Source organism: Bradyrhizobium sp. 40, assembly GCF_023100925.1.
GTDB lineage: Bacteria > Pseudomonadota > Alphaproteobacteria > Rhizobiales > Xanthobacteraceae > Bradyrhizobium.
In genome coordinates this window covers 97,472-119,781 of sequence record NZ_CP064688.1, presented here as the reverse complement: position 1 = coordinate 119,781, position 22,310 = coordinate 97,472, and the positions used below count along the sequence as shown (strand labels likewise).

Sequence of the window (22,310 nt, the reverse complement as noted above, 5' to 3'; positions counted from 1 at the left end):
GAAATGGTTGAATTCGCACTTCCGAAGAACTCCAAGATTTCAGGCGGCAAGACCTGGCCGAAGCCCTCGGGCGCGACTGAAACTCGTGAATTCCGCGTCTATCGCTGGAACCCGGACGACGGCAAGAATCCCAGCGTCGACACCTATTACGTCGACACCCATGATTGCGGGCCGATGGTGCTGGACGGCCTGATCTGGATCAAGAACAACATCGACCCGTCGCTGACCTTCCGCCGCTCCTGCCGCGAAGGCGTCTGCGGCTCCTGCGCGATGAACATCGACGGCCAGAACACACTGGCCTGCACCCGCTCGATGCACGACGTGAAGGACGGCGCGGTGAAGATCAATCCGCTGCCGCACCAGCCTGTCGTGAAGGACCTCATCCCCGACCTCACCAATTTCTACGCGCAGTACGCTTCGGTCGAGCCGTGGCTGAAGACGACCTCGCCGACGCCGCAGAAGGAATGGAAGCAGAGCCACGAGGACCGCGAGAAGCTCGACGGGCTCTACGAGTGCATCCTCTGCGCCTGCTGCTCGACCTCGTGCCCGAGCTATTGGTGGAACAGCGAGCGCTATCTCGGTCCCGCCGCGCTGCTGCAGGCCAACCGCTGGGTGTCGGATTCGCGGGATGAAGCCACCGGCGAGCGGCTCGACAATCTCGAGGATCCGTTCCGCCTCTATCGCTGCCACACCATCATGAACTGCGCCAAAGCCTGCCCGAAGGGCCTCAACCCGGCGGAAGCCATCGCAGAGCTCAAGCTCAAGATGGTCGAGCGCCAGATCTAGGCGTCACTTATGCTGCGATCCCCGGCCGGAATGGCCGGGGCATTCTACGGCGGGCGCGTATTCGAGCAGATTTTGCCTCCGCCCCTGCACGAGCAGGCCGGCAGGTTGCAACCTCTGGTTCCCGCTACAAGCCGCTTCCTTCCCGGCGCGAAATTCAAGTAAGCTCTCCGGTGTGGGACCGGAGCGACCGTGCAGGGCGCACAACGCAATTCGCTGAGATTGCTGAAGTGGATGATGGCTGCGTCCCTGGCGCTGCCGATTGCGCTGTTCGCGATCGCCGCCTCGATCTCCTACACCTCGACAAAAGCCATCGCAGACCGCGAGATCGAGCGCACCCTCGATGTCGCGCATGAGCACGCGCTGAAGGTCTTCGAGACCATCGACCGCAGCCTTGCCGAGATCAACGAGGTGGTGCGCGGCATGGCCGACGACATCATCCGCTCGCGCGAGCCGGCTTTGCATCGCCGCCTGAAGCAGCTGACCGATTCGCTGCCGCAGCTGAAATCGGCTTGGATCTTCGATGCGGACGGAAAGTCGCTGGTCAACAGCCTGGCCTCGCCGCCGCCGGCACAGAGCTTTGCGGACCGTGACTATTTTGCGGCCCATGTCGACCAGAGCATCGGCAGCTACATCGGCGCTCCCCTGACGCCGCGTCAGCCCTATCAGGGCGCGCGCTTCTTCGGGGTCAGCCGCCGCCGCGGCTCCGACGACGGCAGCTTCATCGGCGTGATCCAGGCCTCCGTCCTGCCGGAATATTTCGAGAGCTTTTACGCCAGGATCGGCTCCGATGCCGGCAGCTTCCTCGCCATGGGACGCACCGACGGCGTGGTGCTGGCGCATCTTCCACGGCTGGACCGCGACCTCAGGCTCGATCCTAACGGGCCGGTCGGCCGGAGCGTCGCAGCTCATCCCGAGCATGGCCTCATCACCATCGCCTGGCCATCGGACGAGGTCGAGCGGCGCATCGGCTACCGACGCATCGCCGAATATCCGATCTATGTCAGCGCGGGGTTGGAGACCTCGGCAATCCGCGCACGCTGGTTCGCCACCATGGGCCAGCATCTGGTGTTCGGCATTCCCGCCACCGCGCTGCTGTTTCTGCTGCTGGCGTTCGCGTTCCGGCGCACCCAGCATCTCCAGGCCGAGGCCGCCGCGCGGCGCGAAGCCGAGGAGGCGCTCAAGCACAGCCAGCGCCTGGAGGCGCTCGGCCAGCTCACCGGCGGCGTCGCGCACGACTTCAACAACCTCCTGACCGTGATTCGCGCCTCGGTCGATCTGCTGAACCGGCCGCAACTGAGCGAGGAGCGGCGCCAGCGCTACATCACCGCCATCGCGGACGCGGTCGGGCGCGCGGCCAAGCTGACATCGCAGCTGCTCGCCTTCGCGCGGCGTCAGACCTTGAAGCCGGAAGTGGTCGACGTCGGCGCGCGGCTGCAGTCACTGCACGACATGCTCGCGACGCTGCTCGGACCCGCGATCGAAATCGCGATGCGGCTGCCGGCCGAGCCCTGCCTCGTCAATGCCGATGCGAGCCAGTTCGAGACGGCGGTGATCAACATGGCGACCAATGCGCGCGATGCCATGCACGGCAAGGGCAGGATCGTTTTCGAGGTCGAGGCCGCGGCGACAATTGCGGACACGCGGGCTCCCGTCTCGGGCAACCCTGATCTTTCAGGTCACCATGAGCTTCCTGGCAAACATGGCTTCGTCGGTATTGCCGTCAGTGACACCGGCATCGGCATTCCGGCTGCGCGGCTCGGGCGCATCTTCGAGCCGTTCTTCACCACCAAGCAGGTCGGCCACGGCACCGGTCTCGGCCTGTCGCAGGTGTTCGGCTTCGCCCGCCAGTCCGGCGGCGAGGTGACAGTCACCAGCGAGGTAGGCCACGGCAGCACCTTCGCGCTCTATCTGCCGCGCGTGGCGCCGCATTTGCTGCCGCAGCGGCAGGCACCGAACACGGCTCCGGCCGTGGCCGGCAGCGGCATGTCGGTGCTGCTGGTCGAGGACAATATCGAGCTCGCCAATTTCGCGGCCGACGGCCTCACCGAGCTCGGCTACAGCATCACGCTGGTCGACAATGCAACCGACGCACTCGCCGAGCTGGTCATGGATGCCGATCGCTTCGATGTCGTCTTCTCGGACATCGTGATGCCCGGCATGACCGGGCTCGATCTCGCGCAGGCCGTCCGCGACCGCGGCATCGGCGTGCCGGTGGTGCTGACCACCGGCTACAGCGAGGCGCTGTCCCAGGACGGCAAGGTCGATTTCGAGCTCGTGCAAAAGCCCTACGCGATCGATCAGCTATCGCGCGTGCTGCACCGCCTCGCACGTCGCCGCCGGGTCCGCAACGGCGCCGCCGAATGAACCGACACCTGGAACTCGCGGGAACCTTTTGATTTAGCTTGCGTTATCCGGTCATGCAAAAGCCGGCCGGAAAGCGCGAATCGGGCAAGAAGCCGCCCATTGTCGAAATCGTCGGCGAGACCGGCGAGGAAGTGGCTCCGCCGCCGCCCGAGCTGGTCGAGCCCGACCCGGCGCTGTCGCCCGAAGAGGCCGAGCAGGCCCGCAAGGACTATCTCCTCACCCGCTTCTGGATCAGCGCGCGCGGCTTCTGGGGCCGCAACGGCGACCGGCTGGCATGGCTCTACTCCATCGGCCTCGGCGTGCTGATCGTCCTGACCGTCGGTTTCCAATACGGCATCAACGTCTGGAATCGGGCGATCTTCGACGCGATCGAGAAGCGCGAGGCGTCCACCGTCTTCCATCTCACCGCGGTGTTCTTCCCGCTCGCGATCGGCAGCATCGTGCTCGGCGTGGCACAAGTGTTCGCGCGCATGGGCATCCAGCGGCGCTGGCGAGCCTGGCTGACGGCAAGCGTGCTGACGCGCTGGCTCGGCAATGGCCGCTATTACCAGCTCAATCTCGTCAGCGGCGACCACAAGAATCCGGAATACCGGATCGCGGAGGATCTGCGCGTCGCGACCGATTCGCCGGTGGATTTTCTCGCCGGCGTGACGTCCGCGCTGCTGTCGGCCGTGACCTTCATCGTCGTGCTCTGGACCATCGGCGGTGCGCTCACCGTCACGCTTGCGGGATCGTCGGTGACCATTCCCGGCTTCCTGGTGATCGCCGCGATGCTTTATGCGGGAATAGCCTCGGGCTCGATCCTGGTGATCGGCCGCCAATTCGTGCAGGTCTCCGAGGACAAGAACCAGGCCGAGGCCGATTTTCGCTACACGCTGACGCGCGTGCGCGAGAACGGCGAGAGCATCGCGCTGCTCGGTGGCGAGGAGGAAGAGCGCGACGGCATCGACCGCAATTTCACGAACGTGCTGCGGCAATGGGCGCGGCTGGCGGGTCAGCACATGCGCACCACGCTGGTGTCGCAGGGATCGAGTCTTGTTGCTCCCGTGGTCCCTCTCCTGCTCTGCGCGCCAAAATTCCTCGACGGCAGCATGACGCTGGGGCAGGTGATGCAGGCGGCTTCCGCCTTCACCATCGTGCAGAGCGCGTTCGGCTGGCTGGTCGATAACTATCCGCGGCTCGCCGACTGGAATGCCTGCGCTCGCCGCATCGCCTCGCTGATGATGTCGCTCGACGGTCTCGAGCGCGCCGAGCAGGGCGACGGCTTCGGCCGCATCAAGCGCGGCGAGACCAGCAACGACGCCATGCTGGAGCTGAAGGATCTCTCCGTCACGCTCGACGACGGCACCGCCGTGGTCGGCGAGACCGAGGTGGTGGTCGAGGCTGGCGAGCGGCTGCTGGTCGCCGGCGAATCCGGCACCGGCAAGAGCACGCTGGTGCGCGCCATCGCCGGGCTCTGGCCCTGGGGCGGCGGCAGCGTCAATTTCCATCCCGACCGGCGGCTGTTCATGCTGCCGCAGCGACCTTACGTGCCGTCAGGCTCCTTGCGCCGCGCGGTCGCCTATCCCGGCGCGGAAGACGACTGGACCGTGGAGGAGATCGGCGAGGCCCTGCACAAGGTCGGTCTCGACCATCTCAAGGAGAAGATCGAGGAAGACGCACCGTGGGACCAGACGCTGTCCGGCGGCGAGAAGCAGCGCCTGGCCTTCGCGCGACTGTTGCTGCACAGCCCTGACATCGTCGTGCTCGACGAGGCGACCTCGGCGCTCGACGAGAAGAGCCAGGACAAGATGATGAAGATGATCACCGACGAGCTGCCGAAGGCCACCATCGTCAGCGTCGCGCATCGCGTCGAGCTGGAAGCCTTCCACAGCCGCAAGATCGTGCTGGAGCGCCGCAAGGGCGGCGCAAAGCTCGTCAGCGACATCGAGCTGATCCCGCGCAAGGGCAAGCGCAAGCTGCTCGGCCGCTTCCTGAGGCAGCGCAAGCCGCCGAAAAAGGCGGCGTGAGGGGCGGTCTCTTTTCTTCGTTGTCCCGGCGATTGTTGTCCGGATCGAGCGTTGGAGTCCTCGGCAAAACCGGCTATGCATGCGCCGCTTGCAACGAGGACTTTGACTTGGCGACCGACAATGCCCCTTCGTCCGCGCCGTTCGGCGCGTTTGCGCCGAACGCGGCGCAGGCCGCCATCATTCGCCTCGCGACACAATCGCGGCTGAAGCGCGGCGCGTTCCGGCCTTGGCTGTCGCGATTGGTGAACCTGCTGGGCGGTGGCCCCGTCGACGTGCAGTACCAGGGCGCATCGTTCCGCTTCTATCATCAGGGCAGCGCGACCGAGCGCGGTGCGCTGTTCAATCCCGATTACAATCTCGACGAGCTCGACTTCCTGCGCCAGCACACCCCCGCGGGCGGCGTATTCGTCGACGTCGGCGCCAATGTCGGCACCTTTGCACTGGTGATGGCGCGACAGGTCGGGCCATCGGGGAAAGTGGTCGCCGTCGAGCCGCATCCGATGACGTTTGGACGGCTCTCGTTCAACCAGGCCGCGTCGCAAGCGACGCAAGTGCGTCTGGTGCAGGCGGCCGCCGGCGACAGCGACGGCGAGCTGATGATCGAGAGCGGGGGCGGCAATCTCGGCGCTACGCATGTCGTCACCGGCACGGCCAGCACGGAGGCGATCAAAGTGCCCTCGCTGCGGTTGACGCGCATTCTCGACGAAGCCGGCGTCACCAAGGTGGACGCGTTGAAGATCGACGTCGAGGGGTTCGAGGATCGCGTGCTGATCGGCTTCTTCCGCGACGCGCCGCAATCGCTCTGGCCGCGCGCGGTGGTGATCGAGCATTTGTCACACAAGGAATGGCGGGAAGATTGTATCGCTGACATGGTCGCGCGCGGTTTTGTGGTTGCGCGCAAGACGCGGAGCAATACGTTCCTGTCGCGTTGACGACGAACGACGGAGGTTACGATGATCGACCATATGGGCTTCCCGGTCTCCGACTATGAGCGCGCCAAGGCGTTCTACGCCAAGGCATTGGCCCCGCTCGGCTACAGCCTGATCATGGAGGTCACGCAGGAGCAGACCGGACACGATCCGGCCGCCGGCTTCGGCGCCGACGGCAAGCCGGATTTCTGGATCGGCGGCGAGGGCGCGCTGAACAAGCCGGTGCATGTCGCGATCCTGGCAAAGGACCGCGCCACGGTGGACGCGTTCTACAAGGCGGCGATCGCGGCGGGCGGGCGCGACAACGGGCCGCCCGGCATTCGGGCGCATTATCACCCGACCTATTACGGCGCCTTCGTGCTCGACCCTGACGGCCACAACATCGAGGCGGTTTGCCACGCGCCGGAATAGATAAGTTCCATCTTCCGGCCGGAACCTCGTTCCGCGCGCGCCGTTGTCGTCCCTTGCAAGAAGGAGCACGACATGGCCAACGACAATGCCCGCGACGTCGATCGCGTATGGGATCTGATGAAGACGATCGGATTTGCGATGCTGGTGACGCGCGATGGAGACAAGCTCCGCGCGCGGCCGATGAGCGCCTATCTCGATCGCAACGCGGACACGATATATTTCCTCACCGACGCGCGGCGTCACAAGGACGAGGAGATCGCGCGCAATCCGTCCATCAACCTGTCGTTCGCGGATGCAGGCAGCCAGAAATACGTCTCGCTGACGGGTACCGCCGTCGTCTCCAACGACCGTGCGAAGATCAAGGAGCTGTTCTCGACGCCGGCCAAGGCGTGGTGGGACTCTGCGGAAGATCCCAACATCCGCGTGCTCAAGGTCACGCCCGACGATGCCGAGTTCTGGGACTCGCCCGGCACGGTGATCTCCTATGTGAAGATGGCGGCCGCGGCAGTGACCAACACGCGGCCCGATCTCGGCGACAACCGCAAGGTCTCGATGTAATGCCGATTGAGCCGCCCGAGATTCCGCCGTCGACGCCGGGCACACCCACCGAGCCACCGCCGGGGATTCCGCCGGGCAATCCGCAGCCTGAAATCGCACCGCCAGTGCGCGAGCCCGGCTCGCCAGCGCCGCCCGACGAATTGCCGGGCCGCATGCCTGAAGAGATTCCATCACGCGGACCGAACGGACCGCTAACGCCGAATCCCGCGACGGATGCAAGTCCGCCGCGGGATCGCGCATGAGGCGACGCATCACATCCGAGGCAATTGCAACCTGCGTCTGAATGCGCAATGAACGTCACCATAGTGAGGTGATTTGCGTGCAGAAATAAATCGGGCCGCGTCCGCTTCGTCCGCCACAATCCGGCCTAACGCGTAGCTGTTCATCCCAACACTTCGTCAAAGAACCTTCCGGGGAAGTTCACCACATGACCAACCTTCGTTTCGTGCTGCTTGCCACCACGGCTCTGACCGCGATGCAATTCGCAAGCTCCGCATCGCATGCGCAAGGCGCGCCGCCGCTCGTCGTCGCGCAGGCGCAGCCACAAGAGACCGGCCCTGACGGAAAACCGAAGCAGCCGCCGAAGGGACCGCCAGCGGCCGCGCCGCCTGCGGCGCCCGCGCGCCCGGCCGCACCGCCGCCCGCAGCTGCACCGCCCGCAGCACGCCCGGCTCCCACGCCCCCGGCACCGCCGCCCGCCGCGGCTCCGCAGCAGCACGCACCCACACCTCCGCCTCCGACGCCGCCCGCGGCTCGTCCGGCTCCCACACCACCGCCCGCTCCCGCTCCGCAGCAGCACGCACCGACACCTCCGCCGCCTCCTGCGGCCGGTCCTTCGGGACGGCCTGCGCCTGCGCCGACAGCAACGCCTCCGGCATCTGCTGCTCCCGCAGCGCGCCCGGCAACGCCTGCTGCCCCGACCGCCACGCCTGCTCCGACAGCAACACCTGCGCCGACCGCAACGCCTGCACCGACCGCAACGCCAGCTCCGGGCAGCACGCCGCCGACTGGCCGCCCCGGTGCGCCGCCCCCCGGCGGACGTCCTGGCGCGCCTCCGGCTGCAGGATCAGCGACACCTGCTCCGGGCGCCACGCCCGCGCCGACGACTACCCCGACCCCCGGTGGCGCTCCGACGCCCCTGCCCGGACGTCCCGGTGCGGGACCCACGCCCGCTCCTGGCGCGACCCCGGCTCCAGCCGCGACGCCAACGCCAGGCCAGCAGGGAGGAACGCCTCCTGCCGGCGCGCCCGCTGCCGGAGCTCCGCCGACCCAGCCGCAGGCAGGCGCCCCGCCCCGGCCGCCGGCTCCCCCCGCTGGCGCGGCGGCACCGAGCACCGTCCCGGGCTCGGCGGCTGCGACCCCGCCACCCAACAGGGCACAATACGCGACGCCCACCGTTGCGCCGGCCTTCCGCGCCGCCCCGACCACGACCACGCCCCTGCCGCCACCGCCGCGTCCGCCGCAGCGTGACCTGACGCCGATCGCGATCGGTGCAGGTGTCGTCGCCGGTGCCGTGATCGGCGCCACCATCGCCGACTACCGCAACCAGCGCCGCGAAAGCATCGAAGGCGGTCGCACCGTCTACACCGAGCCGGACCGCATCATCATCCGCGATCCGGGCGGGCAGACATACGTCCGCGGCAACGATCTCTATCGCTTCCGCTATGGCGCCCGCGACATCCGCACCGAGACTGTCGGTGCCGATACCCGCACCGTGGTGATCCGTCCCGACGGCAGCCAGATCATTACGGTTGTCGGTCAGGATGGGCGGCTGCTGCGTCGAATCCGCAGGGACCCTGCCGGGCGCGAGCTCGTCATCATAGACAACAGCTACCGCGATCCGCGGTCGGTCGGCGGCTTCTATGTCGACGCGCCGCCTCCGGTCGTCAACATGCCCTACGATCGTTATATCGTCGACGCCCAGGAAGCGTCGCCGGACGTGATCTACGAGACGATGGTGGCGCCGCCGGTGCAACGGGTGGATCGTCGCTACACGCTCGACGAGATCCGCTACAGCCCCAATGTTCGCATGCAAATGCCGAGCATCGACCTCAACACGATCAACTTCGAGACGGGATCGTGGACCATCCCACCGGACCAGGCGGCGAAGCTGCAGTCGATCGCCGACGGTCTCAACCGTGCGATCCAGGCCAATCCGCGCGTGGTGTTCCTGATCGAAGGTCACACCGACGCGGTCGGCAACGACGTCGACAATTTGTCATTGTCGGATCGTCGTGCGCAGTCCGCGGCCGAATTGCTGACCCAGCAATTCGGTGTGCCGTCTGAGAACCTGACGTCGCAGGGCTACGGCGAGCAGTACCTGAAGGAGCAGACGCAAGGGCCAAGCGCGATCAACCGGCGCGTCACCGTCCGCAACATCACGCCGCTGCTCAACGGTGGCCAGGCCTCGCTGCCGCCGCCCCCGCCCGGCACCGCGCCGCCGCGCTGAGGCGAAGCACAAAATGAAAATGGCCGGGAGCAATCCCGGCCATTTTTGTTTCTGTCATTGCGAGGAGCGAAGCGACGAGGCAATCCAGACTGTCGCTGCGGAAAGACTCTGGATTGCTTCGCTTCGCTCGCAATGACGAATGAGGCAGCAATCCCCGGGCGCGTCAGCCCTTGTCATTCTCCAGACGGAAGATCTGCGAGCCTTCACTGCCCGACAACAGGCCCGTGTCGCTGTAGAGCTTCAGCTTGGCGCGGGTATCGTTGATGTCGAGGTTGCGCATGGTGAGCTGACCGATGCGATCGGCCGGCGTGAACGCCGCGTCCTCGACCTTCTCCATGCTGAGCCGCTCCGGCGCATAGGTCAGGTTCGGGCTTTCCGTGTTGAGGATCGAGTAGTCGTTGCCGCGGCGCAGCTCCAGCGCCACCTCGCCTGTGACGGCGCGGGCGACCCAGCGCTGCGCGGTCTCGCGCAACATCAGGGCCTGCGAATCGAACCAGCGGCCTTGGTAGAGCAGGCGTCCGAGGCGCATGCCGCTGATGCGGTATTGCTCGATGGTGTCCTCGTTGTGGATGCCGGTGACGAGGCGCTCATAGGCGATGTGCAGCAGCGCCATGCCGGGCGCTTCATAGATGCCGCGGCTCTTGGCTTCGATGATGCGGTTCTCGATCTGGTCGCTCATGCCGAGGCCGTGGCGGCCGCCGATCGCGTTGGCTTCGAGGAACAGCGCGACGGGATCGGAGAAGGTCTGGCCGTTCAGCGCGACCGGCGCGCCTTCCTCGAAACGCACCACGACCTTCTCGGCCTTGACGTTGCAGTCGTCACGCCAGAACGGCACGCCCATGATCGGGTTGACGATCTTGATGCCGCTGTCGAGGCTCTCGAGATCCTTGGCCTCGTGCGTGGCGCCGAGCAGATTGCTGTCGGTCGAATACGCCTTCTCGGCACTCATCTTGTAGGCAAAACCCTGGGCGGTCATGAACGCCGACATCTCGGCGCGGCCGCCGAGCTCGTCGATGAACTGCTGATCGAGCCAGGGCTTGTAGATGCGCAGGCCCGGATTGGTCAGCAGGCCGTAGCGATAGAAGCGCTCGATGTCGTTGCCCTTGAAGGTCGAGCCGTCGCCCCAGATGTTGACGCCGTCCTCCTTCATCGCGGCGACCAGCATCGTGCCGGTGACGGCGCGGCCCAATGGCGTGGTGTTGAAATAGGTGATGCCGCCGGTGGAGATATGGAAGGCTCCGGACTGGATCGCGGCGATGCCTTCATGGGCGAGCTGCGTGCGGCAATCGACCAGCAGCGCTTTCTCCGCGCCGAACTCCATCGCCTTGCGCGGGATCTCGTTGTAGTCGGCCTCATCCGGCTGGCCAAGATTGGCGGTATAGGCGTAGCAGCGCGCGCCCTTCTGCTTCATCCAGAGCAGCGCCGCCGACGTGTCGAGGCCGCCCGAAAACGCGATGCCGACTTTCTCGCCCTTGGGCAGGCTTTTCAGGATCGTGGTCATGGGGCTTCCAATCGGTCTCGAAGGGCGGGTGTCGTTTCACGGGGTTGACCGCGCGAATATCAAATTTCGCGGGGCTCGGCACCCCTTTAATGGCTCAAACTGACGGCTCGGCACTCGACTTGCTGCCGAACAGGCGCTGGCGCAGCCGGTAGGCGGGCATGTTCAGCCGGGTCAGGGCGGCATCGACCGCCTCGTCCGAAAACCGGGTCCGCGGCCAGCGGTAGATCAGCGCGTAGGCAAACCAGATCACGACGAAAGTGACGAGGCCGGCGATCGACACGTCGGTGAAGAAGTGGCCGCCAAAGGCCATCCGCAGCCCGCTGGTCACGAGGCCGAACACCACGGCTCCGGCATAAGCGAGCGGCCGCCACGGCGGCGGTGCCAATGCGGCCGGCGCCAGCGTCCAGAACGCGGTCGCGCCCTCGCCCGAGAAGAACGAGCAGTTGCGCGCGCAGCCGCCGCGCGGATCCCACCACGGCACGAATTGCTGGTCGCCGGCAAACTGCGTCACCACCACCGGGCGCGGCCGGCCCCAATAGGACTTGAAGGCGAGATTGGTAAGGATGCCGGCTGATAGGATGATCGTCACCAGAAGGAAGACGATCGCGCGCCCGGATACCATCAGTGGCCGGTCTGGCCGGACCATCTTGACCACGAGCGCGACCAGCGCAGGCAGCACGAACGCCCAGGCGACCCACATCGCGGCATCGCGCGCGAAGCCGGCCCAATCGTTCAGCTTGAGCGGAAACGACTTGGTATCAGGATCGAAGAACAGCGCGGCGAGCTTGAGATCAAGCTCGGGATAGAGGCCGAAAACGACGCCGATCACGAGCCACAGCGCCAGGGCGATGAAGAGTCCAGTCCGGTTCATGGCGCGCGGTTTAGCCGAGTGGGAAGGGGATGAAAACCCCGGGGCAAGTCAGAAACTCACCGCACGTCCGGTCTTGAATTCGACGGCAGCGGCGGAGGCGGCTGGCGCGGCAGCGGCGGATTGCGCCAGGCGCCGGCGTTGCGGCCGGCGATCAGCCAGTAGACGACACCGGCGACGATGCCGGCGCCGGTCATGATCTCCAGATGCCGCCGCACGATGCCTTCGAATTGCAGCGTGTCGGAATGAAACGGGACCAGGCCGAGATAGCAGGCGAGTCCCACGACGCCGCCGCCCACGGCATAGGCAAGCGCGCTGCGGATGTAGAGCGCCTCGGTGATCGCGACGATCACCGCCGCCGGCACCAGCGCAAAGCCGGAGACGAAGATGAAGCCGAACCCGAGCACGATATCGATCGTGCCCTGATCGACGGGACCGGCGCCGAGATCGGCGAATTCCGGAAACAACAGCGCGACGACGACGATCATGCCGCCGATGAAGCAGGCGGCGAGAAAGCCGATGAAGATGACGATGAGGCGGCCGATCAGGGACATGCCGGAAAAGTCACCGTTGTCGTCATTGCGAGGAGCGTAGCGACGAAGCAATCCAGACTGCCGCCGCGGAACCCTGGATTGCTTCGCTGCGCTCGCAATGACGAGGATGCGAGAGCACGTGCGCGCATCAACTCAATCCGTCATCCCCATGGCGCGCAGCGTCTGGCGTTCCCTGGCGGAAAGCTTTTCCGTCTCCGACTTGAGCTGGCCGCAGGCGGCCAGAATGTCGCGGCCGCGCGGGGTGCGCACCGGCGAGGAATAGCCGGCGTTGAAGACGTATTCGGAGAACTTTTCGATCTGGTCCCAGTCCGAGCATTCATAGGCGGTGCCGGGCCAGGGATTGAACGGGATCAGATTGATCTTGGCGTGAATGCCCTTGAGCATCTTCACCAGCAGCTTGGCGTCGTCGAGCGAATCGTTGACGCCCTTGAGCATCACGTATTCGAAGGTGATGCGGCGCGCGTTCGAGGCGCCGGGATAATCGCGGCAGGCCTGCAGCAATTCCTTGATCGGATATTTGCGGTTGAGCGGCACGAGCTCGTTACGCAGCTCGTCGCGCACCGCATGCAGCGAGATCGCGAGCATCACGCCAATCTCCTCGCCCGCGCGCACGATGTTCGGCACCACACCCGAGGTCGACAGCGTGATGCGGCGGCGGGAGATGCCGATGCCTTCGTTGTCGCCGACGATCAGCAGCGCATCGCGCACCGCGTCGAAATTGTAGAGCGGCTCGCCCATGCCCATCATCACGATGTTGGTGACACGACGCGTACCGTCTTCGCGATCGGCCCAGTCGTTCAGACGATCCCGCGCGACCATCACCTGTCCCACGATCTCGCCGGCAGTGAGGTTGCGCACCAGGCGCTGCGTGCCGGTGTGACAGAAGGAGCAGTTCAAGGTGCAGCCGACCTGCGAGGACACACACAGCGTGCCGCGATCGGTTTCCGGGATGTAGACGCACTCGACTTCATGCGCCCGCTCGACATTGTCGCCGCTCGGCAGCCGCAGCAGCCATTTGCGGGTGCCGTCGTTGGAGATCTGCTCGGCCACGACTTCGGGCCGGTCGACGGTGAAATGTTGCGCGAGCTCGGCGCGAATGCCCTTCGAGACCGACGTCATCTCTTCGAAATTCTGGGCGCCACGGAAATACATCCAGTGCCACAGCTGCTGCACACGCATCTTGCGCTGCGCCGGTGCAACGCCGATCTCGCCGAGACGATCGGCAAGCTCGGTGCGCGACAGCCCGATCAGCGACGGCCTCGCCGGCGGCACATAGGTTTCGAGCGGAGTCTTCTCCACCAGCGTTGCATTGTGCGGCTCGGTCATCGGTTGCATTGAATAGACCTGGAATTTGTGTTCGTCGTTCCGGGATGGTCCGAAGGACCGGACCCGGAACCGCGAGATTCCGGGTTCGATGTTGCGCATCGGCCCGGAATGACGGGAGAAAACCTGGAACGCGCCCTATATAGCAACCGGAACCGCCGATTGCGACCTTATCGACCGCAGGCTTAACGCCTGCAATCCTGGGAGATCCGGTCAAGCGCCTGGGCGAGGCCCTTCAGCGAGAAGGTGTCGGTCGTCTCGGTCCCCTTGGACGAGATGCCCTTGACCACGAGATCGGCGGATTTGCGCATGGCCTCGACCATCCGCTCTTCCTCGGCCGCGTTCTTGATCCAGAGCCCGTCGCCCTGCGAGTACATGGCGAACGCGGCGCCGCCGACCTCGACCGAGGATTCAGAGCCCGGCTTCAGCGCGTAGCCGATCATGACCGAGACTTCGTTGTTGACCTTCTCCGCCGGGCGGGTGGAGACGAAGGCATAGGCAGGATCGCGCGGCCGGTTCGGCGGGTTGGTCTTCGACGACGACGGCTTGGCCAGCGCGAAGCAGACCTTTTTGCCATTGGGCGCGGCCGAATAGGCGCCCCAGGTGCCGAACTGACCGATCAGGGTTGGCTCGGCGCCGCCCGCAACCGCCGCGTGCGGGGCCGCCGGTTTGCTCTCGGGCTTGGCAACCGTCTTTCCGGTGGTATTGGCCACCGGCGCAGCCGGTTTCGGCGCGGGCTCTTTCGGTGCAGCCTTGGGCGCAGGTTGCGCCGTCTGCGCCCGCGCGGAATCGATGATCCCACAGGCCGCCACGCCCGTCATCAAAGCTAAAATCAGCACCCGCCACATGCTGGAGTGGTTCCCTCAATATTGTGACTGGAAGATGGCCCGGTCGCGCATTGTCCCCGGGGCAGGGATAGCCGGGAAAGTCCAATTTGGGAAGGCAGTTAGCGAAGCTCGCGGCGACTAGGCCCTGGATCGCGCGGCGCGCTGCTCCGCCCATTGCGCATCGGTCCAGCGCAACAAATCCTCGGCGCCGGAGCTGCGCAAATGCGCGCCACCGTCGATCACCACCATCTCGCCGTTGATGTAGCCGGCACGGTCGGAGACCAGGAAGCTGGCGAGGTCGGCAAGCTCGCCGTGCTCGCCGGCGCGACCCATCGGGTTGCGCGCGGCCCACCCTTCGTCGCGACCCTCGGGACGGAGCTGGCCCGAGGCGCCGGCGGTCGGGAACGGTCCCGGCGCGATCGCGACGGTGCGGATGCCCTTCGGGCCCCATTCCACGGCGAGACTTTTGGTCATCGCCAGCACGGCCGACTTCGCCATCGCCGACGGGACGGTGAAGGCGCGGCCGGTGATGGTCGAGGTCGAGAGGATAGAGAGCACGACGCCGCCATGCTTGGCGTCGATCCAGCGCTTGCCGACGGCAAGCGTGCAATACATCGCACCATGCAGCGTCGGGGCGAGGATCGCATCCGCGGCGCGGAATGAGAGATGCTCGCTCTGCGCAATGAAAGTCGCAGCCGCGTTGTTGACGAGGATATCGAGCGGCTCCTCGCGCCAGATGGCCTCCATCATGCTCTCGACGGCGGTGCCGTCGCGGATATCACAGGCGATCGTCGTGACCTTCCCGCCGGTCTCTTCGCGCATCTCGCTCGCCGCCGCCTCGAGCCGATCGACCTTGCGGCCGCAGATCACGAGCTCGGCGCCGAGCGCGAGGAAGCGGCGCGCCATTGCAGCACCGAGACCCGAACCGCCACCGGTAACGAGGATGCGCTTGTCCTTGAGCAGGCCTGTTTCAAACATGGTTTGAATCCTCCCTTTTCTTCTTCCGTCATTGCGAGCGAAGCGAAGCAATCCAGGCTATTTCCGCGGCACGGATTCTGGATTGCTTCGCTGCGCTCGCAATGACGAGAGGATAGGCCGGTGCGGTCTAATAGACAAAGAAACCGGATTGTCGCCCGTCCCTAAATCCGGCAGAACCAGCCCAACTATAATTCTGCCTCGAAACGCCAAGTGCTCTCAAGAAGGTGCCGCCATGAAAGCCATCCTCTGTTCGCAATATTGCCAGCCCGACGATCTCGTTCTGGCCGACGTGCCGGATCCGGTGGCCGGTCCCGGCGAAGCCGTGATCGCGATCAAGGCTGCGGCGCTGAATTTTTTCGACATCCTGATGATCCAGGGCAAGTACCAGATCAAGCCGCCGTTCCCGTTCTCGCCGGCCGCCGAAGTGGCTGGCGTGATCGAGAGCATCGGCCCCGGCGTGACCGATCTGAAGGTCGGAGATCGCGTCGTTGCCTCCTGCGGCCACAACGGGGCGCGCGAAAAGATCGCGCTGCCGGCGGCATCGATCGTGAAGATCCCGGACAATCTCGATTATGACCGCGCGGCTGGCATCATCATCATCTACGGCACCGCGCTGCACGCGCTGGAAGATCGCGCGAGCCCGAAGCCGGGCGAGACGCTCGCGGTGCTCGGCGCGGCCGGCGGCACCGGACTTGCCGCTTGCGAGCTCGGCAAGCTGATGGGCCTGAAGGTGATCGCCTGCGCCTCGTCGGACGAGAAGCTCGAATTCGCCAAGGCGCACGGCGCAGAACTCACGCTCAATTACGGCAAGGAAGATTTGAAGGAAGGCTTGCGAAAGCTTACCGGCGGCAAGGGCGTCGACATCATCTTCGATCCGGTTGGTGGTACGTATGCCGAGCAGGCGCTGCGCTCGATTGCCTGGGAAGGCCGCTTCCTCGTGATCGGCTTTGCCGCCGGCGACATTCCGAAGATGCCGCTGAACCTCGCGCTGCTGAAGGGCTGCGATATCCGCGGCGTGTTCTGGGGCGCCTGGACCCGGCTCAACCCGGAAAAGAACCGCACCAATCTCGAGAAGCTCGTGAAGTGGACAGCGGAAGGAAAGATCTCCTCGCATGTCGACCGCGTCTTCCCGTTGGCGCAGACGGCGGATGCGCTCAAGGTGCTCGCGGGACGTCAGGCCATGGGCAAGGTGATTTTGCGTCCGTGAGGGTGTCGGCGCGTAGAGTGTCGCGACATCGTCACCACACACTCAGCTGTCGTCGCCCGGCTTGACCGGGCGACCCAGTACTCCGTCACGAGTGTTGTTGAATCGATAAGCCGCGGCGTACTGGATTCCCCGCCTTCGCGGGGAATGACAGTGGAGGATGAGGCAACAGCTACTGCGCGGCTTCGGCGTCCACCTCATCCACCCCGCGCTTCAGCGCGGCGCGGGCGGCTTCGCGATGCTCGTTCGTGATGTGGCTGGCGACCATGCGGATCGCAGTGGCGAGCACGGCGGCGTCATCGGTGAAGCCGAGAATCGGCATCACGTCGGGAACGAAGTCGAACGGCAGGATGAAATAGGCGATCGCCCCGAGCAGCGACGCCTGGATATGGCGCGGCGTCTGCCGGTCGAAGGCGCAGTAATAGGCGGCGAGCAGATCCTCCGCGAACGGCAGTTGCGCGGCGACACGCTTCAGCTTGCGCCAGAAGCGGCGGCGCACGCTCTCACGATCTTCCGCGAGCCGGTCGGCCGGCTCGAAACCAACGCTGTGTTCGGCAGCCATGGTCGACAAACTCCCCGTTCAGCCAAGGGTGGCAGATCGCCGCATCCCGTGCTGAACACAAGATGGGGAGGCGGCAGCGCCTCGCAAGACGTCAGCCTGGTGTCAGCTTGGCGATGGCGTTCATCGCCGTGGCAAGCTCGATGTCGAGCGCGGTGACGCCGCCGGCATCATGGGTCGCCAGCACCACCTCCACCGTCTTGTAGACGTTGCGCCATTCGGGGTGGTGGTCCATCTTTTCGGCGACCAGCGCGACGCGGGCCATAAAGCCGAACGCCTCGTTGAAATCCTTGAAGACAAAGGTTTTCCCGATCGCCTCGCGTCCCTGAACCTCGGTCCAGCCAGATAGTCCGCCCAGCGCCTGCCTGCGCGCCTCCGCCGAGAGCCGTTCTGCCATCGTCGCCTCCGTCCTTTCAGGGGAACTTTACCCTAACACCGCACTGACGCCCCGGGTTCATACGGGATTAGACCCCATCCGCTAACCATGACGGAGATGTAACCCTGCCGGACAAGAAATTTGCTACACTTGCGGGCGTAAATCGCCGGCCAAGATGAAACTGAGCCTCAAGCGACTGTTCGGGAGATCGATGACCGGGGGATTGGACCTGGCCGAAGCGCCCACCCCGCCTTCGCCGCGATCAGCGGCGCGGAAGACGGCGCTCGTGTCTCTGGCACTCGTGCTTGCGATCGTGGGCACGCTTGCCGGCGGCTATTATTTCGCGATGCGGCCGGTGACGCTGAAGATCGCGGTCGGTCCCGCCAACAGCGATGACCTCAAGGTCGTGCAGGCGCTGACGCAGGCTTTCACTCAGAACAAAAGTCTTGTGCGGCTACGGCCGATCCAGACCGACGGCGCCACAGCCAGCGCCGAGGCGCTCGCGGAGGGCAAGGTTGATCTCGCCATCGTGCGCGGCGACGTCGACGTGCCGAAGAACGCGCAGGCGGTCGCGACCCTGCGCAAGAACGTCGTGGCGCTGTGGTCCGTGCCCGGCAAGGGCAAGAAGAAGGGCGCGAAGATCACCAAGATCGCGCAGCTCGCCGGCCATCGGGTCGGAGTGATCGGCCGCACCCAGGCCAACGTCAATCTGCTCAAGGTGATCCTCCAGCAATACGGCGTCGATCCTGCCAAGGTCGAGGTCATACAGTTCCCCGCCAATGAAGCCGCCGAGGCGATCAAGGCCCAGAAGGCCGATGCCTATCTCGCAGCCGGCCCTGTCAACAGCAAGATCACGTCGGACGCGATCGCCGCCACGGCCAAGGAGGGCGGGGCGCCGGTCTTCCTCGCGATCGATTCCGCGGATGCGATCGCGCAGAACCATCCGGTTTATGAAGCCTCGGAGATTCCGGCCGGCACCTATGGCGGCTCACCCGTTCGCCCCGACGACGAGGTCAAGACGATCAGCTTTTCACACCACATCGTGGCGCGGAAAGGCGTATCCGAAACCAACATCGCCGCGTTCACGCGCCAGCTTTTTGCCGTGCGCCAGCAATTGGTGACGGAATTCCCGCTGGCGGCGAAGATCGAAACACCCGACACCGACAAGGACGCGGTGATCCCGGTGCATCCCGGCGCGGCCGCCTTCGTCGACGGCGAGGAAAAGACCTTCCTCGACAGATACAGCGATTACATCTGGTGGACGCTGATGGCGCTCTCGGCCATGGGCTCGATCGGCGCCTGGTTTGCGGGCTATTTGAAGAAGGACGAGCGCGACAACAACAACCATCAGCGTGAACGTCTGCTCGACATGATCGCGGCGGCACGCAAGAGCGAGACGACCGAAGACCTCGACCAGATGCAGACCGAGGCCGACGACATCCTGCGCAATACACTGCGCTGCTTCGATCACGGCGCGATCGAGGAAGCCGCGCTCACCGCCTTCAACATCGCGCTCGACCAGTTCCACGCGGCCGTCGCCGATCGCAAGGCGGTGCTATTCAGCCTGCCGCAGAACCTGCAGCGCGCCGGCGCACAGTTCAGGGCCGCCGGCAGCGCGTAAAAGCTTCCGCGCGTAATCGCGGCGTCACATTGTCTCAATATAGCGTCGGACTTCACCGTGGCGGTCGCCTGAGCGATCGTCTCACGCGATATCGAGTCCGTCCCATGAACATCAAATTCTCCCGTCGCCGTTTCGTGACGACCAGTGCCGGCGCGCTTGGCGCGGTCGCAATGCCGCATCTCTCCCGCGCGGCCGACCGGCCGGCCGTGACCCATGGCGTGCAGTCGGGCGACGTCACCGTCGACGGTGGCGTGGTCTGGGCGCGCGCCGACCGTCCCGCGCAGATGCTGGTCGAAGTGGCGACGACGGAGTCGTTCAGGGATGCTCGCGCGCTGCCGCCGATCGCAGCGCTGCCCGAAAGCGATTTCACCGCGAAGATGCTGATCGAAAACCTGCCGGGCGGACAGGACATCTTTTATCGCGTCCGCTTCCGCGACCTTTCGCACACCGCGGTGGTGGGCGAACCGGTGACCGGCCGCTTCCGCACCGCGCCCGCCGACCGCCGCGACGTCAGCTTCGTCTGGGGCGGCGACGTCGCCGGCCAGGGCTGGGGCATCAACCCCGACGACGGCGGCATGTTCACCTTCTCGGCGATGCGCAAGCACCGTCCGGATTTCTTCCTGCACTCCGGCGACACCATCTATGCCGACGGTCCCATCCAGTCCGAGGTGAAGCTCGCCGACGGCAAGATCTGGAAGAACGTCACGATCCCCGAGAAGGCTAAGGTCGCGGAGACGCTGGACGAGTACCGCGCCGCGCACAAATACAATTTCACTGACGACAATCTTCGCGCCTTCAATGCCGAAGTGCCGATCTTCGTGCAGTGGGACGACCATGAGGTGACCAACAACTGGTCGCTTTCGAAGGAGCTGCCGGCGACCTACAAGGAGCGCGACATCGCACTGCTTGCGGCCCGCGCGGGCCGTGCCTTCCACGAGATGTATCCGATGCGCGAGAGCATCGTCGAGCCCGGCCGCGTCTATCGCCAGATCTCCTATGGTCCTCATCTCGACGTGTTCGTGCTCGACGAGCGCAGCTATCGCGGCCCGAACGGCCCCAACCTCGAAACCGCTTACGACCCGGCCAGCTATTTCCTCGGCCCCGACCAGATCGCCTGGCTCAAGCGCGGCCTGTTGAATTCGCGCGCGACCTGGAAGGTGATCGCCTCCGACATGCCGCTCAGCCTCGTCGTGTCAGATACGGCAAAGGGTGGATCGGAAGCCATTGCGCAGGGCGACGGCCCGGTGCGCGGCCGCGAGTTCGAGATCGCCGACATCCTGCGCTTCATCAAGATGGCGCCGGTCAGCAACACCGTATGGCTGACGGCGGACGTGCATTACGCCGCCGCGCACTATTACGATCCGAACAAGGCCCAATTCCAGGATTTCGAGCCGTTCTGGGAGTTCGTGTCGGGCCCGCTTCACGCAGGCACATTCGGTCCGAACGCGCTCGACAATACGTTTGGGCCGGAGGTGCGTTTCGTCAAGGCGCCGGGGAAAGACAACCAGAACCTGCCGCCGTCCGCCGGCATGCAGTTCTTCGGTCACGTCAAGATCGACGGCGCTTCCGGCCAGATGACGGTGACCTTGCGCGACCGCGCCGACGTCGCGCTGTGGTCGACCGCGCTCGATCCGAAGCCGGCCTGACGCCGTATCGCTAGTCCGCCGCGCGGACCTGGAGCGCCGCCTCCAGCGCGTCGCTCGAACACGGCTTCTGCAATCGCGGTTGCCCGGCGAATTCCGGCGGGATGCGCGCGTCAGCGCCGTAGCCGGTGACGAAGACGAAGGGAATCTTCAGGGCCGCGAGCCGTTCAGCGACCGCAAAACTGTTCTCGCGACTTAATCCCACGTCGAGCAAGGCGAATTCGGGGGCATGCGCCGCGATTGCGGTCAGCGCCTGCGCGACTGAACCTACCGTGCGCACGCTCTTCACACCAAATCCGAGCAGGCGATCCTCGAAGTCGATCGCGATGATCGGATCGTCCTCGACGATGAGGACATCGGCGGGACAGTTTGAACCATCGGAAACAGCGGGTGCCATCATCGTAACTTGGAGCATGAGGTTTTCTCTGACTGGGATACCGGGTCACGACGCCTGTACCCAGCGCGAAGGGTTCCCGGAACGAAACCACCACATCACAGTTGTCAGGTCTGTCTACTTGTGCACACAGGACCTCGTCGGAACTCGCTAATGTGGAGGCGGATGGGAGTTTAAGATGGACGCGCGGACCAGCAACGCCACCGAGATCGATAGCCGGCCGACCAACAATCTGCTGCGGCGCTTGAGCCACGCCGACTACGCACTGCTCGCACCGCACATTACCGTCGACACGGCCGGGGCGAGCGAGCTGCTCTACAATCCCGGCGACGACGTCCAGGTCGTCCATTTCCCCTGCGGACCATCGCTCGCAACTTTCCTCGTTCCCAATGAGGACGGCCGTGACGTCGAGACCATCCTGGTGGGCCGCGAAGGGGCAGTGGGCGGTATCGTCAGCGAGGGCTATCTGCCGGCCTATACCCGGATCTGCGTGAAATTCGGCGGACCGTTTGCGCGAATTCACGTCAGCAAGCTGGAGGCCGCCAAGCAGCGCTCGTCCTCGTTGCGCCATGTCTTCGCTCGCTACGCCGACTGCATGCTGGCGCAGATCTTCCAGTCCACCGCCTGCAACGCCATTCACTCGATCGAGCAGCGCACTGCCAAATGGATGCTGGCGGCGATGGAGCGGACCGGCGACGAGAGCAGCGTGCCGCTGACCCATGAACAGCTCGCGACACTGCTCGGTGTCGGCCGCAGCTATGCCAGCCGCGTGCTCCAGTCGTTCAAGGCGGAAGGTGTGCTCGACACCCGGCGCGGATCGATTCTGGTCCGTAACCGCGAGGGCCTGCGCCTGCGCGCCTGCCGGTGCAACGAGGCCGTGAAGATGCACTTCGAGGAAGTGCTGCGCGGCGTCTATCCGACCGAGGAGCGGCAAGCCGGCTAGCCGCCCGCCTCGC

The 22,310-nt window shown here is 65.4% G+C and carries 21 protein-coding genes; 12 read left to right on the top strand and 9 right to left on the bottom strand.

Annotation, left to right across the window (positions count from 1 at the left end):
• Positions 1 to 3 precede the first annotated feature (3 nt).
• The 8 genes from IVB40_RS00595 (at position 4) to IVB40_RS00560 (ending at position 9,506) form a co-directional block, all read left to right on the top strand.
• Positions 4 to 786, top strand: coding sequence for a succinate dehydrogenase iron-sulfur subunit (locus tag IVB40_RS00595; RefSeq protein WP_247817834.1), 783 nt, complete (start codon positions 4 to 6; stop codon positions 784 to 786).
• Positions 787 to 975: 189 nt separating this feature from the next.
• Positions 976 to 3,150, top strand: coding sequence for a hybrid sensor histidine kinase/response regulator (locus tag IVB40_RS00590; RefSeq protein ID WP_247817833.1), 2,175 nt, complete (start codon positions 976 to 978; stop codon positions 3,148 to 3,150).
• Between the two features lie 53 nt (positions 3,151 to 3,203).
• Positions 3,204 to 5,159, top strand: coding sequence for an ABC transporter ATP-binding protein/permease (locus IVB40_RS00585; RefSeq protein WP_247817832.1), 1,956 nt, complete (start codon positions 3,204 to 3,206; stop codon positions 5,157 to 5,159).
• A 107-nt stretch (positions 5,160 to 5,266) separates the two neighbouring features.
• Entirely contained in the window at positions 5,267 to 6,091 is an 825-nt protein-coding gene (locus tag IVB40_RS00580; RefSeq protein WP_247817831.1) for an FkbM family methyltransferase, read from the top strand.
• A 21-nt stretch (positions 6,092 to 6,112) separates the two neighbouring features.
• The gene (locus IVB40_RS00575; protein WP_007598770.1) at positions 6,113 to 6,499 is read left to right on the top strand and encodes a VOC family protein; all 387 of its coding nucleotides are present in this window, start codon (positions 6,113 to 6,115) and stop codon (positions 6,497 to 6,499) included.
• A 72-nt stretch (positions 6,500 to 6,571) separates the two neighbouring features.
• Positions 6,572 to 7,057, top strand: a complete 486-nt coding sequence (locus tag IVB40_RS00570) for a pyridoxamine 5'-phosphate oxidase family protein (protein ID WP_027566347.1) — start codon at positions 6,572 to 6,574, stop codon at positions 7,055 to 7,057.
• Positions 7,057 to 7,299, top strand: a complete 243-nt coding sequence (locus IVB40_RS00565) for a hypothetical protein (protein ID WP_007604217.1) — start codon at positions 7,057 to 7,059, stop codon at positions 7,297 to 7,299. Before IVB40_RS00570 ends, IVB40_RS00565 begins: the two co-directional genes overlap by 1 nt.
• 185 nt (positions 7,300 to 7,484) lie before the next feature.
• Entirely contained in the window at positions 7,485 to 9,506 is a 2,022-nt protein-coding gene (locus IVB40_RS00560) for an OmpA family protein (RefSeq protein ID WP_247817830.1), read from the top strand.
• Positions 9,507 to 9,669: 163 nt separating this feature from the next.
• On the opposite strand, the gene argG is transcribed toward IVB40_RS00560, so the two are convergent.
• The 6 genes from argG to IVB40_RS00530 form a co-directional block, all read right to left on the bottom strand.
• Positions 9,670 to 11,007 carry an argininosuccinate synthase gene (gene argG, locus IVB40_RS00555; protein ID WP_247817829.1) on the bottom strand — a complete coding sequence of 446 codons (1,338 nt, stop codon included), beginning with the start codon at positions 11,005 to 11,007 and terminating at the stop codon, positions 9,670 to 9,672.
• 94 nt (positions 11,008 to 11,101) lie between these two features.
• Entirely contained in the window at positions 11,102 to 11,878 is a 777-nt protein-coding gene (locus tag IVB40_RS00550) for a phosphatase PAP2 family protein (protein WP_247461068.1), read from the bottom strand.
• A gap of 56 nt (positions 11,879 to 11,934) precedes the next feature.
• Complete coding sequence (locus IVB40_RS00545) at positions 11,935 to 12,429, bottom strand: hypothetical protein (RefSeq protein ID WP_247430143.1); 495 nt, start codon at positions 12,427 to 12,429, stop codon at positions 11,935 to 11,937.
• Positions 12,430 to 12,561: 132 nt separating this feature from the next.
• Complete coding sequence (gene rlmN, locus IVB40_RS00540) at positions 12,562 to 13,764, bottom strand: 23S rRNA (adenine(2503)-C(2))-methyltransferase RlmN (RefSeq protein ID WP_247817828.1); 1,203 nt, start codon at positions 13,762 to 13,764, stop codon at positions 12,562 to 12,564.
• A 173-nt stretch (positions 13,765 to 13,937) separates the two neighbouring features.
• On the bottom strand, positions 13,938 to 14,600 hold the full coding sequence (locus tag IVB40_RS00535; RefSeq protein WP_247817827.1) for an invasion associated locus B family protein: 663 nt from the start codon (positions 14,598 to 14,600) through the stop codon (positions 13,938 to 13,940).
• Between the two features lie 117 nt (positions 14,601 to 14,717).
• Positions 14,718 to 15,557 (bottom strand): SDR family oxidoreductase, encoded by an 840-nt coding sequence (locus IVB40_RS00530; RefSeq protein WP_247817826.1) that lies wholly within the window; start codon positions 15,555 to 15,557, stop codon positions 14,718 to 14,720.
• Positions 15,558 to 15,789: 232 nt separating this feature from the next.
• Between IVB40_RS00530 and IVB40_RS00525 the strand changes: the two genes are divergently transcribed.
• Positions 15,790 to 16,764, top strand: coding sequence for an NADPH:quinone oxidoreductase family protein (locus IVB40_RS00525; protein ID WP_247817825.1), 975 nt, complete (start codon positions 15,790 to 15,792; stop codon positions 16,762 to 16,764).
• A gap of 169 nt (positions 16,765 to 16,933) precedes the next feature.
• On the opposite strand, the gene IVB40_RS00520 is transcribed toward IVB40_RS00525, so the two are convergent.
• Both IVB40_RS00520 and IVB40_RS00515 read right to left on the bottom strand, forming a co-directional pair.
• Positions 16,934 to 17,323 carry a YkvA family protein gene (locus IVB40_RS00520; RefSeq protein ID WP_247357298.1) on the bottom strand — a complete coding sequence of 130 codons (390 nt, stop codon included), beginning with the start codon at positions 17,321 to 17,323 and terminating at the stop codon, positions 16,934 to 16,936.
• 91 nt (positions 17,324 to 17,414) lie between these two features.
• Positions 17,415 to 17,717, bottom strand: coding sequence for a 4a-hydroxytetrahydrobiopterin dehydratase (locus tag IVB40_RS00515; RefSeq protein WP_247817824.1), 303 nt, complete (start codon positions 17,715 to 17,717; stop codon positions 17,415 to 17,417).
• Positions 17,718 to 17,871: 154 nt separating this feature from the next.
• Between IVB40_RS00515 and IVB40_RS00510 the strand changes: the two genes are divergently transcribed.
• Positions 17,872 to 19,317, top strand: coding sequence for a TAXI family TRAP transporter solute-binding subunit (locus IVB40_RS00510; protein ID WP_247817823.1), 1,446 nt, complete (start codon positions 17,872 to 17,874; stop codon positions 19,315 to 19,317).
• A 104-nt stretch (positions 19,318 to 19,421) separates the two neighbouring features.
• A complete protein-coding gene (locus tag IVB40_RS00505; RefSeq protein ID WP_247817822.1) occupies positions 19,422 to 20,963 on the top strand; it encodes an alkaline phosphatase D family protein in 1,542 nt (513 codons plus the stop codon).
• 10 nt (positions 20,964 to 20,973) lie between these two features.
• On the opposite strand, the gene IVB40_RS00500 is transcribed toward IVB40_RS00505, so the two are convergent.
• Entirely contained in the window at positions 20,974 to 21,375 is a 402-nt protein-coding gene (locus tag IVB40_RS00500; protein ID WP_027566333.1) for a response regulator, read from the bottom strand.
• Between the two features lie 157 nt (positions 21,376 to 21,532).
• Here IVB40_RS00500 and IVB40_RS00495 point away from each other — a divergent pair, with 157 nt between their 5' ends.
• Positions 21,533 to 22,297: a Crp/Fnr family transcriptional regulator gene (locus IVB40_RS00495; RefSeq protein ID WP_027566332.1), complete on the top strand. Its 765-nt coding sequence runs from the start codon at positions 21,533 to 21,535 to the stop codon at positions 22,295 to 22,297.
• Positions 22,298 to 22,310: the final 13 nt, after the last annotated feature.

What these genes read in the sequence shown, in the direction of transcription:
- IVB40_RS00505 (WP_247817822.1), top strand. Translation starts at nt 19,422, where the DNA reads ATGAACATCAAATTCTCCCGTCGCCGTTTCGTGACGACCAGTGCCGGC.
- IVB40_RS00525 (WP_247817825.1), top strand. Translation starts at nt 15,790, where the DNA reads ATGAAAGCCATCCTCTGTTCGCAATATTGCCAGCCCGACGATCTCGTT.
- IVB40_RS00520 (WP_247357298.1), bottom strand. Translation starts at nt 17,323, where the DNA reads ATGGCTGCCGAACACAGCGTTGGTTTCGAGCCGGCCGACCGGCTCGCG.
- IVB40_RS00545 (WP_247430143.1), bottom strand. Translation starts at nt 12,429, where the DNA reads ATGTCCCTGATCGGCCGCCTCATCGTCATCTTCATCGGCTTTCTCGCC.
- IVB40_RS00560 (WP_247817830.1), top strand. Translation starts at nt 7,485, where the DNA reads ATGACCAACCTTCGTTTCGTGCTGCTTGCCACCACGGCTCTGACCGCG.
- IVB40_RS00510 (WP_247817823.1), top strand. Translation starts at nt 17,872, where the DNA reads ATGAAACTGAGCCTCAAGCGACTGTTCGGGAGATCGATGACCGGGGGA.
- IVB40_RS00585 (WP_247817832.1), top strand. Translation starts at nt 3,204, where the DNA reads ATGCAAAAGCCGGCCGGAAAGCGCGAATCGGGCAAGAAGCCGCCCATT.
- IVB40_RS00575 (WP_007598770.1), top strand. Translation starts at nt 6,113, where the DNA reads ATGATCGACCATATGGGCTTCCCGGTCTCCGACTATGAGCGCGCCAAG.
- IVB40_RS00530 (WP_247817826.1), bottom strand. Translation starts at nt 15,557, where the DNA reads ATGTTTGAAACAGGCCTGCTCAAGGACAAGCGCATCCTCGTTACCGGT.
- IVB40_RS00595 (WP_247817834.1), top strand. Translation starts at nt 4, where the DNA reads ATGGTTGAATTCGCACTTCCGAAGAACTCCAAGATTTCAGGCGGCAAG.
- IVB40_RS00570 (WP_027566347.1), top strand. Translation starts at nt 6,572, where the DNA reads ATGGCCAACGACAATGCCCGCGACGTCGATCGCGTATGGGATCTGATG.
- IVB40_RS00515 (WP_247817824.1), bottom strand. Translation starts at nt 17,717, where the DNA reads ATGGCAGAACGGCTCTCGGCGGAGGCGCGCAGGCAGGCGCTGGGCGGA.
- IVB40_RS00535 (WP_247817827.1), bottom strand. Translation starts at nt 14,600, where the DNA reads ATGTGGCGGGTGCTGATTTTAGCTTTGATGACGGGCGTGGCGGCCTGT.
- IVB40_RS00500 (WP_027566333.1), bottom strand. Translation starts at nt 21,375, where the DNA reads ATGCTCCAAGTTACGATGATGGCACCCGCTGTTTCCGATGGTTCAAAC.
- IVB40_RS00495 (WP_027566332.1), top strand. Translation starts at nt 21,533, where the DNA reads ATGGACGCGCGGACCAGCAACGCCACCGAGATCGATAGCCGGCCGACC.
- argG (WP_247817829.1), bottom strand. Translation starts at nt 11,007, where the DNA reads ATGACCACGATCCTGAAAAGCCTGCCCAAGGGCGAGAAAGTCGGCATC.
- rlmN (WP_247817828.1), bottom strand. Translation starts at nt 13,764, where the DNA reads ATGCAACCGATGACCGAGCCGCACAATGCAACGCTGGTGGAGAAGACT.
- IVB40_RS00565 (WP_007604217.1), top strand. Translation starts at nt 7,057, where the DNA reads ATGCCGATTGAGCCGCCCGAGATTCCGCCGTCGACGCCGGGCACACCC.
- IVB40_RS00550 (WP_247461068.1), bottom strand. Translation starts at nt 11,878, where the DNA reads ATGAACCGGACTGGACTCTTCATCGCCCTGGCGCTGTGGCTCGTGATC.